The organism is Bacteroides sp. AF39-16AC, from assembly GCF_003602735.1.
Taxonomy (GTDB): domain Bacteria; phylum Bacteroidota; class Bacteroidia; order Bacteroidales; family Bacteroidaceae; genus Bacteroides; species Bacteroides uniformis.
The window spans coordinates 1-1,008 of sequence record NZ_QTLN01000069.1 but is presented as its reverse complement, the minus strand read 5'-3'; the positions used below and the strand labels follow the sequence as shown (position 1 = coordinate 1,008).

2 protein-coding genes are annotated in these 1,008 nt (G+C 45.6%); one reads left to right on the top strand and one right to left on the bottom strand.

The window, feature by feature from the left end; translation table 11 throughout:
- Positions 1-251 precede the first annotated feature (251 nt).
- A complete protein-coding gene (locus DW039_RS21035; protein ID WP_007564681.1) occupies positions 252-449 on the top strand; it encodes a hypothetical protein in 198 nt (65 codons plus the stop codon).
- Between the two features lie 142 nt (positions 450-591).
- On the opposite strand, the gene DW039_RS20685 is transcribed toward DW039_RS21035, so the two are convergent.
- Positions 592-990 (bottom strand): single-stranded DNA-binding protein, encoded by a 399-nt coding sequence (locus DW039_RS20685; protein WP_005868746.1) that lies wholly within the window; start codon positions 988-990, stop codon positions 592-594.
- Between the last annotated feature and the right edge of the window lie 18 nt (positions 991-1,008).

Sequence of the window (1,008 nt, the reverse complement as noted above, 5' to 3'; positions counted from 1 at the left end):
CAACAATAAGGAAGGAGGGATTAAGAAAAGTTTTGGACGACAAAAAATGTTGGGGACAGCGAAGCCGTCCGGCGTTATTTTTTTCGGGACAAAGGGGCGAAGACCGGAACTCTTTCGTATCCATCCACCGAAATAAATTTGCCGTTCAAAAACAAAGGATCTCAGATGGAGCTATGAAAAAAGCACATTAGGGGAGGCAGAAAACAAGGAAAAGGGCAGTACGGAAAGTAAAACAAACCATACGGTTTTGCTTGCAAAACCGTATTCCTATCTCCCTGCCACAAGTGACAGGGGGGGAACGGGTTAGCAACGGACTGCCGGGACAAACGGTAAAAGGAAGGAACTGCAATACGGAAGAAGGAGGTTGTTTCGGCAATGCCGAAGCTCCGGATGATGACCATTGCAATCCCGCCCACGTTTGGAACTTCTCTTTTCTGGTTTGCCCATAATCAGCCGCATAGCGGATGACTACGGGCAAACCGGGAATGAGAACAGTCATTCCGATGAAGGGGAGGGTGGGGAAGAATACTGCGTGAACGCAAAAACACTCTCGGATATGTAGCAAAAAAAAGCGGCACTAGGCCGCTTCAATCATTTGCTTGCTTTTTTCTTTTTAGAGACAGCCTTCTGTTTAGGCTGATCCGGTTTTTCTTCTTCTTTTTCCGGAGCCGGATAAAACTTGGTGGCTACCATCACAATGCGGTTACGCTTCTCCCCACTTTTAGAATCCGTCCATTCTTCCGGCTTAAAGTAGCCTTCAACGGTTATCAGCTCACCTTTTTTCAATACATCGAAGGAATCCAGTGCTTCATTCTTTCTCCAGGCTTCAATCCCCATGAAAGCGGAAACATAAGAGGTTTCTTCACCTGTCTTGTCTGCACGGCTGACCGCGATAGAAAAGCGTGCTACGCTTGCTGTTTCAAAACTACGGATTTCTGCATCCTTACCGATAAAACCTGTTACTGCGAATGAATTTTCAATCTTTTTCATATCTCTGATTTTTTAGAA